The 9377-nt window shown below is 72.9% G+C and carries 7 protein-coding genes and 1 pseudogene; 4 read left to right on the forward strand and 4 right to left on the reverse strand.

Features of this window, described 5'->3' with window-relative positions:
* Positions 1-156: 156 nt before the first annotated feature.
* Complete coding sequence (locus tag ACZ55U_RS38330) at positions 157-372, reverse strand: heavy-metal-associated domain-containing protein (protein WP_465534158.1); 216 nt, start codon at positions 370-372, stop codon at positions 157-159.
* Between the two features lie 405 nt (positions 373-777).
* Here ACZ55U_RS38330 and ACZ55U_RS38335 point away from each other — a divergent pair, with 405 nt between their 5' ends.
* A complete protein-coding gene (locus ACZ55U_RS38335; RefSeq protein WP_465534160.1) occupies positions 778-1473 on the forward strand; it encodes a DUF3152 domain-containing protein in 696 nt (231 codons plus the stop codon).
* A gap of 155 nt (positions 1474-1628) precedes the next feature.
* Positions 1629-2540, forward strand: a complete 912-nt coding sequence (locus ACZ55U_RS38340) for a glutaminase (protein WP_465534168.1) — start codon at positions 1629-1631, stop codon at positions 2538-2540.
* A gap of 90 nt (positions 2541-2630) precedes the next feature.
* Here ACZ55U_RS38340 and glmS read toward each other — a convergent pair whose 3' ends face one another.
* Positions 2631-4454 carry a glutamine--fructose-6-phosphate transaminase (isomerizing) gene (gene glmS / locus ACZ55U_RS38345; protein WP_465534162.1) on the reverse strand — a complete coding sequence of 608 codons (1824 nt, stop codon included), beginning with the start codon at positions 4452-4454 and terminating at the stop codon, positions 2631-2633.
* Between the two features lie 166 nt (positions 4455-4620).
* Positions 4621-4896 carry a hypothetical protein gene (locus tag ACZ55U_RS38350; protein WP_359817625.1) on the reverse strand — a complete coding sequence of 92 codons (276 nt, stop codon included), beginning with the start codon at positions 4894-4896 and terminating at the stop codon, positions 4621-4623.
* A gap of 216 nt (positions 4897-5112) precedes the next feature.
* Between ACZ55U_RS38350 and asnB the strand changes: the two genes are divergently transcribed.
* Positions 5113-6963 carry an asparagine synthase (glutamine-hydrolyzing) gene (asnB, locus tag ACZ55U_RS38355; protein WP_465534164.1) on the forward strand — a complete coding sequence of 617 codons (1851 nt, stop codon included), beginning with the start codon at positions 5113-5115 and terminating at the stop codon, positions 6961-6963.
* A 226-nt stretch (positions 6964-7189) separates the two neighbouring features.
* Entirely contained in the window at positions 7190-8299 is a 1110-nt protein-coding gene (locus ACZ55U_RS38360) for a hypothetical protein (RefSeq protein WP_465534166.1), read from the forward strand.
* Positions 8300-8448: 149 nt separating this feature from the next.
* Here the strand turns inward: ACZ55U_RS38360 and ACZ55U_RS38365 are convergent.
* Positions 8449-9285, reverse strand: a pseudogene (locus tag ACZ55U_RS38365) (IS30 family transposase); the annotation flags it as partial.
* Positions 9286-9377: the final 92 nt, after the last annotated feature.

Below are 9377 nucleotides of genomic sequence, written 5' to 3' on the forward strand. Positions count from 1 at the left end.
GGTCCCGGGCCGCCCCCCCCGCAGCGGGGGGAGGGGGGGCCCCCCCCCCCCCTCCCCAACCCCCCCCCCCCCCCCCACACCCCCCCCCCCCCCCCCCCCCCCCCTTCCCCCCCCTCCCCCCCCCCCCCCCCCCCCCCCCCCCCGCCCGGCGGAGCGTCAGGCCCGCCCGACGAAGGTGAACCCGGCCCCGTCCACCGCGCCGCGCACCACCGTCTCGTCCAGCGGCCCCACCGAGGAGACGGTGACCAGGCCGCTGGGCGCGTCCGCGCTGACGTCGGTGACGCCCGGCAGGGCGGCGAGCCCGGCGCTGACCGTCCTCTCGCAGTGGCCGCAGCTCATTCCGGCGACGGTGAACACGGCGGTGGTGGACATGGCGGTACCTCCGATGGCATTCCGGTGGGCGGGGCGGGGCGGCCCGCACGGGTGCGGCCCGACGGGTCGACCCGCACCACGACACCCGAATCCGGCGGCGGGCCCCAGGGACACGCCGCGCGGGTGACACCATCGAGCGGTTCCGGGAACCGACCGGGCCGCCCGTCCGACTGGGGCCGCCGCCGTGACACCGGACACACCGCCGAACCGGGGCCCGCCCGTCCGCGTTCCTCCAGGTGAGAGCCCTTCCGTACGGCCGGGCGACGGCCCGGCCGCCGTGACCGGCCCCACGATCCGCCGATCCCCTTCCTGGAGCACCTCCGCCATGTCCACCCCGGCCCCCGCCCGCCCGGACACCATCGCGCCCGCCGCCACCGGCCGCCCCGCCCCGGCGGGAGCGGGCCGTTGAGGGCGCGCCCGCGGCTGCGCCGACCCGGGCCCCGGCCGGCCGCGCTGGCCCTCGCGCTGGTCGCCGCCCTGACCGCCGGGCTGCTCTGGTGGCAGCCGTGGGGCGACGGGGACGACCGGCTGGCCTTCACCACCGCGCCCGGCGGCTCCGCCCGCTTCGGCACCGGCGAGCACCTGTACCGCTACAAGGTGCGGGTGGAGGACGGGATCGCGGAGAGCCCGGAACGGTTCGCCGCCGAGGTGGACGCGATCCTGGGCGACGTCCGGCACGGCTGGGCCGCCGGCGGCACCGCCTCCTTCCAGCGGATGCCCGCCGACCCGGTGGACTTCACCGTCTACCTGGCCACCCCGCGGTCCACCGACCGGATCTGCGGCCAGTACGGGCTGGACACCGGCGGCTGGGTGAACTGCGGCGTCACCCACCAGGTGGTGATCAACCTCAAGCGCTGGACCGAGCTGTCCGAGTTCTACCGGGGCGACCCCGAGGCATACCACGCGCTGGCCGTCAACCACGAGGTCGGCCACATCCTCGGCAACGGCCACGTCGACTGCCCGGCCCCGGGCGCCCCGGCACCGGTGATGATGCAGCAGATCAAGGGCCTGCACGGCTGCGTCCCCAACGGCCGGCCCTACTCGGACACCGGCACCCTGCTCACCGGCCCACCCGTCCAGGCGCCCTCCGAGGCACCGTAACCGCGGGAACCGACCCTCCCGGCCAACCGTCCACCCGAAACACGGATAATCCTGGTCGGACCGGACGCACCCGCACCGCGCGCCCGGTCCCGGTCGTGTCCGCAGTCGGTGCCGGTGGAGGAAGAGCGTTGAACGGTGTGCCCGGCGGGGAGGTCCTGGACTGGCCGGTGCTGCTGGAGGCCGCCGAGGCGGCCGCCCGGGCGACCACCGGCCGCGGCCGGGTCGCCGACTACATCCCGGCCCTCGCCACCGCCGACCCGGAGGCCTTCGGCATGGCCGTCGCCACCGTCGACGGGGAGCTGTACGGCGTCGGGGACTGGGAGCGGCCGTTCTCCGTCCAGAGCGTCTCGAAGCTGTTCTCGCTCGCCCTCGCGGTCGCCCACGGCGGTGACGCGCTCTGGAGGGGCGTCGGCCGCGAGCCCTCCGGCAACCCGTTCAACTCCCTGGTGCAGCTGGAGACCGAGCACGGCATCCCGCGCAACCCGTTCATCAACGCGGGCGCCCTGGTGGTCACCGACCGCCTCCAGAGCATGACCGGCGACGCCTCCGGCGCGGTACGGGAGTTCCTGCGCCGCGAGTCCGGCAACCCGCTGCTGGACACCGACCCGGTGGTCGCCGCCTCCGAGGCCGAACACGGCCACCGCAACGCCGCGTTGGCCCACTTCATCGCCAGCCACGGCAACCTGGAGAACCCGGTCGAGACCGTCCTGGAGCACTACTACGCCCACTGCGCCGTCGCCACCAGCTGCCGTGACCTGGTGCTGGCCGGCTCCTTCCTGGCCCGCTACGGCGTGCGCGCCGACGGCACCCGGCTGATGTCCCGCAGCGAGGCCAAGCGGATCAACGCCGTGCTGCTCACCTGCGGCACCTACGACGCCGCCGGCGAGTTCGCCTTCCGGGTGGGCCTGCCCGGCAAGAGCGGCGTCGGCGGCGGCGTGCTCGCGATACTCCCCGGCCGCGCCGCCGTCTGCGCCTGGGGCCCGCGGCTCGACCAGGCCGGCAACTCGGTCGCCGCGGTCGCCGCGCTGGACACCCTGACCACCCTGTCCGGCTGCTCGGTCTTCTGAGCCTCCGCCCCCGCGAGCGCTCCCGGAGAAGGGCGCCGGGCCCCGGCCGTCCGCACAGCGACCGGGGCCCGGTGGTTCCGGAGCGGACGGCTACTCCACCGTCACGCTCTTCGCCAGGTTGCGCGGCTTGTCCACGTCCCGCCCCAGGGCGACGGCGGCGTGGTAGGCGAGCAGCTGGAGCGGGATGTTGAGCAGCAGCGGGTCCAGCTCCGGCTCGCTCTTGGGCACCACGACGCAGTGGTCCGCGAGCTTCTCCTCCGGCCGGCGGTGGCCGATCGCGATGACCCGCCCGGAGCGGGCCTTGATCTCGCCCAGCGTGGTCAGGTTCTTGTCCAGCAGCTCGTCGTCCGGAACCAGGGCCACGGTGGGCAGTTCGGGGCTGATCAGCGCCAGCGGGCCGTGCTTGAGCTCGCTCGCCGGGTAGGCCTCGGCGTGCACGTAGGAGATCTCCTTGAGCTTCTGGGCGCCCTCGCGGGCCACCGGGAAGCCGCGCACCCGGCCGATGAACATCATGCCCGCCGACTCGGCGTACTCGGCGGCGAGCCGGGCGATCGCCTCGCTCTGCTCCAGCACCTCGCGGATCTGGTCCGGCAGCGCCTGGAGCGCGGAGACGATCCGGCGCCCGTCGGCGGGCGACAGGTCGTGGATGCGTCCGAAGTGCAGGGCGAGCAGCGCGAAGGCGACCACGGTGGAGGTGAACGCCTTGGTGGAGGCGACCGAGACCTCCGGACCGGCGTGCAGGTAGATGCCGCCATCACACTCCCGGGCGATGGCGCTGCCCACCGTGTTGACGACGCCGAGCACCCGGCCGCCCTTGCGCTTGATCTCCTGGACGGCGGCCAGCGTGTCGTAGGTCTCACCGGACTGGCTGACCGCGACGTACAGGGTGTCCGCCTCGATCACCGGGTTGCGGTAGCGGAACTCCGAGGCCGGCTCGCTGTGGGCGGGGATCCGGGCCAGCTCCTCGATCAGCTGCGCCCCCATCTCGCCCGCGTAGTACGCCGACCCGCAGCCGAGGATCTTCACCCGGCGGATCTCGCGCAGCTCCCGGGCGTCCAGGTTGAGGCCGCCGAGGTGCGCGGTCGCGAAGCGCTCGTCGAGCCGGCCGCTCAGCGTGCGCTCGACCGAGCCGGGCTGCTCGTGGATCTCCTTGAGCAGGAAGTGCTCGTAGCCGCCGGTGTCGTAGGAGTCGACCTCCCAGTCCACGGTGGACGGCTGGCGGTGGGTGGTGCGGGCGTCCGCGGTGAAGGTGCGGAAGCCGTCGGCCCGGACGGTGGCCAGCTCGCCGTCCTCCAGGTGGACGACCTGGCGGGTGTAGCGGACGAGCGCGGAGACGTCCGAGGCGGCGAACATCTCCTTCTCGCCGATGCCCAGCACGATCGGGCTGCCGTTGCGGGCGACCACGATCCGGTCCGGCCGCTCGGCGTCCAGCACCGCGATGCCGTACGTGCCGACCACCCGGCCGAGCGCGGCCCGCACCGCGTCCTCCAGCTCGACGCCCTCGGCGACGTGCGCGGAGATCAGGTGGGCGAGCACCTCGGTGTCGGTCTCGGAGCGGAACACCGCTCCGTCGGCGGTGAACTTGGCGCGCAGCTCGTCGGCGTTCTCGATGATGCCGTTGTGGACGACGGCGATCCGCTCGGCGGCGTCCAGGTGCGGGTGCGCGTTGGCGTCGCTGGGGACGCCGTGGGTGGCCCAGCGGGTGTGCCCGATGCCGGTGCCGCCCTTGAACCGGGCCGGCACGGCGGCGGCCAGGTCGGCGACCCGGCCCTTCACCTTGCGCAGCTTGATCCCGCCGCGCCCGGCGACGGCGACGCCGGCCGAGTCGTAGCCGCGGTACTCCAGCCGCGCCAGTCCCTCCAGCAGGAAGGGGGTCGCGTCCTTGGGGCCGATGTAGGCCACGATTCCGCACATGCGTGGACTCCTCTGTCGAACGTTGACGAACACGGACGGCCGTTGCCGAACACCATCGGGCGGGATCGAACGGCACCGAGCAGCGCCGAGCGATTCCGATCGACACCGAAACCGATCGGAATCGGCCAAAGGCGGTCATGAACCGTCGAAGGCCGGGGACCGGCGCTCAGCCGTAGACGATCCGCCGCAACTGACGGGCCGAGAGCTCCGGCGCCGAGACCCGGCGCTGCGGCAGCTCCTCGGCGAGCCGGGCGAAGATCCGCTCGTTGGTCAGGCCGCGTGCCTGGAGCTCGGTGTGGCGACGGCGCACGTACTCCTCGGTGCTCTCGGAGAAGTACGCCAGTACCTCCGCCACGACCCGCGCCGCCTCCCGGGGCCCGAGCGGGCTGGTCCGGGTGAGGTGGGCGAGGAGGTCTTCGTGGGGGTGGGATGAGCTCGGCACGAATGAGGAGCCTAGGCCGGGCCGCCCGGCGAAGCCAAAGTTTCTGCCCGAAATCGGGCAGACATTACGACTTTCAGCCTAGCTCCACCCCCTCTTCACATTCAGCCGGTGATCGGCCACCCGTTCACCGTCGTTCTCGAAAGCCCCTTGAAGCGGCGCCAACTCCGCACGTAGCGTGATCTCCTGAACACGAAGCGGAAGACCGGAGGCTTGCGGATGTGCGGGATCACCGGATGGGTCGCGTTCGAGCGCGACCTCACCGCCGAACGGGCCGTCCTCGAAGCGATGACGGCCACCCAGCTCCGGCGCGGCCCGGACGCCGGCGGCGTGCACCTGGAGCCGCACGCGGCGCTCGGCCACCGCCGGCTCGCCGTGATCGACATCGCCGGCGGCGCCCAGCCGATGGCGGTCGAGCAGGACGGCCGGATCCTGGCCGTGCTCACCTACAGCGGCGAGGTCTACAACCACCGCGAGCTGCGCGCGGAACTGGAGGCGGCCGGGCACCGCTTCCGCACCCGCAGCGACACCGAGGTCGTGCTGCACGCCTACCTGGAGTGGGGCGAGCACCTGGCCGAGCGGCTCAACGGCATGTTCGCCTTCGCGATCTGGGACACCCGGCGCGAGGAACTGCTGCTGTTCCGCGACCGCATGGGCGTCAAACCGCTGTACTACCACCGCACCCCGGACGGCGTGGTCTTCGGCTCCGAGGTCAAGGCCCTGCTCGCCCACCCCGACGTCCGCCCGGTGGTGGACCTCGACGGGCTGCGCGAACTGCTCGGCTACACCCGCACCCCCGGCCTCACCCCGTACCGGGGCATCCACGAGGTCCGGCCCGGGCACGTCGTCCGGGTGCGCCGCGAGGGCCTGTCCGTCCGCCGCTACTGGGCGCTGGAGGCGCGCGAGCACCGCGACGGCCTGGAGTCCACGATCGCCACCGTCCGGGCGCTGCTGGAGGACATCGTCCACCGCCAGCTCGAAGCGGACGTGCCGCTCTGCTCGCTGCTCTCCGGCGGCCTGGACTCCAGCGCCGTCACCGCGCTCGCCGCCCGGACGCTGGCCGCCTCCGGCGCCGGCCCGGTGCGCTCCTTCTCGGTCGGATTCGCGGGCCAGAGCGAGAACTTCCACGCCAGCGACGTCCGGCAGACCCAGGACGGCCCGTACGCCCGACTGCTCGCCGAGCACATCGGCGCCGACCACAGCGTCGTCGAACTGGACGCCGCCGACCTCTCCGACCCGTCCCGGCGCGCCGTCGTGCTGCGCGCCCGCGACCTGCCGAACGGCGTCGGCGACATGGACACCTCGCTGCTGCTGCTCTTCCACGGCGTGCGCCGGCACTCCACCGTCGCCCTGTCCGGCGAGTCCGCGGACGAGCTCTTCGGCGGCTACCGCTGGTTCCACGACCCGGCCACCATCGCCGTCGAGGACTTCCCCTGGGCGCTCGGCCTCACCGGCATCGCCGGCGGCGGAGCCACCCCGCGCGAGCACCTGCTCGACGCCGGGCTGCTGCGCAAGCTCGATCTGGAGGGGTACCGCAGGGCCCGCTACCGCGAGGCGCTGGCCGAGGTCCCGCACCTGCCCGCGGCCGACCCGCTGGAACGGCGGATGCGCGAGATCTCCTACCTCAACCTGACCCGCTTCGTCTGCATCCTGCTCGACCGCAAGGACCGGATGAGCATGGCCAACGGCCTGGAGGTGCGGGTGCCGTTCTGCGACCACCGGCTGGTCCAGTACGTGTTCAACACCCCGTGGGCGATGAAGGCCTTCGACGGGCGGGAGAAGAGCCTGCTGCGCGCCGCCGTGCGGGACGTGCTGCCGGACGCGGTCGCCGACCGGGCGAAGAGCCCGTACCCGGTCACCACCGATCCGCACTACCCGGCGAAGCTGCGCGCCGAACTCGCCCGGCTCGCCGTCGAGCGCACCTCGCCGGCCCTGGAGCTGCTCGACCGGCGGCGCCTGACCGACGCGCTCGCCCCGGACACCGACCCGCAGTCCGTCCGGCTGGCCGTCGACCTCGCGCTGGACTTCGACGCCTGGCTGACGGAATACCCGGTGACGCTGGAGCTGTGAGCGCCCGGGCACGGATCCCGTCACCCGGACGGTGCAGTGGCCGGCGCCCGCACCGCCCTACTCCGTCCGGGTGATCACGCGGCACCCTCCCGCCGGTCCCGCAGGTCCGACGGTGCGGTAGCGTCGCCGACATCTCTCAAATGGCGGACGAATTCGTGGTTTCCCGCTCACGTACCGTCAGGATGGGAGACACAACGTTCACCTCGATCCGCCGGGGGATCCCCTCATGCAGCCGCGAGTCTTCGCGATTCTCACCGCCCTGCTCCTGGGCGTCCTGGGCCTCGGGTCGGTGGCCGTCACCGACTGGTCGCCCGCGGCGGCCACCGCGCCCCGGGCCGCGGAAGCCCCCGCCGTCGGCGCCCGACCGGCCGCGACCGGCGCCGCGAGCGCCACCCCGACCGGCGACCCGGCGGTGTGGACCCGCTCCACGCTGCGCAACAAGATGATGGCCGAGATGGACGCCACCGACCCCGGCGTCGCCCTGGCCGACCTCGACAAGATCACCAAGGAGAAGCCGTACACCGTGCGCTTCTGCCACCCGATCGCGCACGAGCTCGGCCACGCGGCGGTCAAGCGCTTCAACGCCGACTTCCAGAAGGTCATCTCCTTCCCGCACGAGACCTGCGCGGCCGGCTACCTGCACGGCGCGGTCGAGGAGATGCTCAACGCCTCCACCCAGCCCGACACGGACCTGCTCAAGCTCTGCGCGCCCAAGAACAGCGGCCCCTGCATCCACGGCGTCGGCCACGGCACCATGTTCGTGGCCAAGCAGGACGTCGCCAAGGCGCGCGACCTGTGCAACAAGTTCCCCAGCGACCAGAACCGGATCCGCTGCTCCGAGGGCCTGTTCATGCAGCTCTTCGGCCCGGACGAGGAGGACGAGCAGGCGAAGGCGAACCTGCCCGCCGACAAGCTCGCCCAGGACCCGCTCTACCCGTGCAAGGACCAGCCGTCGCTGTTCCAGTCCGCCTGCTTCTTCTACGCCCCGACCTTCTACCTGTCCTCGCACGACTACCCGAACCACCCCGAGGTCTACGCCGAAGCCCTCAAGTGGTGCCTCAACGGCAAGGCCAGCGGCGGGGCGGTGGACTGCAGCCGCGGTGTCGGCTCGCGCACCATGAAGTACAACCTGGACCGCGAGGACTGGGCGGCCCAGCAGTGCGCCACCGCCGCCGACGGCTGGCAGCGCAAGGCCTGCGCCGAGGGCCTGGTCAGCTACTACACCGTCAACTACACGGACGGCGGCGCGGCCGGGCGGCTCTGCGCCAAGATCACCAGCCCGGAGATGCAGGGCTACTGCCGCTCGGCGAGCGGCCTGTCCAGCTCGCTGGACTGACGCCACCGGCCGCCCCGGCCACCGCACCCGCTCCCCGAACCCGGTCCCCCGGTCCCCCGGTCCCCCGGTCCCCCGGTCCCCCGGTCCCAGCATGAGGGCCCGCGCCGTATGGCGGTTTCTAGCGGTCGTTGCAACACGTGGTCGGTTGTCTAGGCCGTGAGGAGTTTAGCCAGACGCTCGGCTGGGGTTTCCCAGCCGAGCGTTTTGCGTGGGCGGCGGTTGAGCTGGTCGGCGACGGTGGCCAGGTGCTCCGGGGTGTGGACCGACAGGTCGGTGCCCTTGGGAAAGTACTGCCGCAGCAGGCCGTTTGTGTTCTCGTTCGAGCCGCGCTGCCAGGGGCTGGCCGGGTCGCAGAAGTAGACCGGGATGTCCGTGGCAAGGGTGAACTCGCCGTGCCGGGCCATCTCGGCGCCCTGGTCCCAGGTCAGGGAGCGCTTCAGCTCGGAGGGGAGCGTCCGGGCAGTGGCGGTGAGAGCGCTGAGGACGGCCTCGGCGCTGTGGTCTCCGGGCAGGTGCAGCAGCATCACGTAGCGGGTGGCGCGTTCGACCAGGGTGCCGATGGCCGACTTCTGGTCCTTGCCGATGATCAGGTCGCCTTCCCAATGACCGGGGACGGCCCGGTCCTTGGCCTCTGCGGGCCGCTCGCTGATCATCAGCATGGGCGTGGTGAAGCGTGGCTGTCGGCAGTTGGCCTGGCGCTGGGGCCTGCGGCGGGCCCGGCCGCTCCGCAGGGCGCCGGCCAGCTCGCGCCGCAGCTGGCCGCGGCCCTGGACGTAGAGCGCCTGGTAGACGGTTTCGTGGGCCACGTGCATCTCCGGCCGGTCTGGGAACTGTGCCCGCAGAGCGTTGCATATCTGCTCCGGGCTCCACTTCTCGTCCAGCATTGTCTGGACGGCGTCCCGCAGTTCCGGATTCGAGGTGATCTTGCGGGGTTTGGGGCGGGGCCGGCGGGCCTCGGCGCGGGCCTGGGCGGCGTGCGGGCGGTAGGGCGTGTTTCAGAAGTGGATCTTGCAGTAGGAGGATCGCGCGCGGTGCGGCGCGTCTACCTTTGCTGTTGAACCACTGCGGTGCCGCTGTC

The sequence above is a fragment of the Kitasatospora sp. NPDC034533 genome, assembly GCF_055575155.1.

Coding starts and splice junctions, on each gene's coding strand:
- glmS (WP_465534162.1), bottom strand. CDS start 4,454: ATGTGCGGAATCGTGGCCTACATCGGCCCCAAGGACGCGACCCCCTTC.
- ACZ55U_RS38360 (WP_465534166.1), top strand. CDS start 7,190: ATGCAGCCGCGAGTCTTCGCGATTCTCACCGCCCTGCTCCTGGGCGTC.
- asnB (WP_465534164.1), top strand. CDS start 5,113: ATGTGCGGGATCACCGGATGGGTCGCGTTCGAGCGCGACCTCACCGCC.
- ACZ55U_RS38330 (WP_465534158.1), bottom strand. CDS start 372: ATGTCCACCACCGCCGTGTTCACCGTCGCCGGAATGAGCTGCGGCCAC.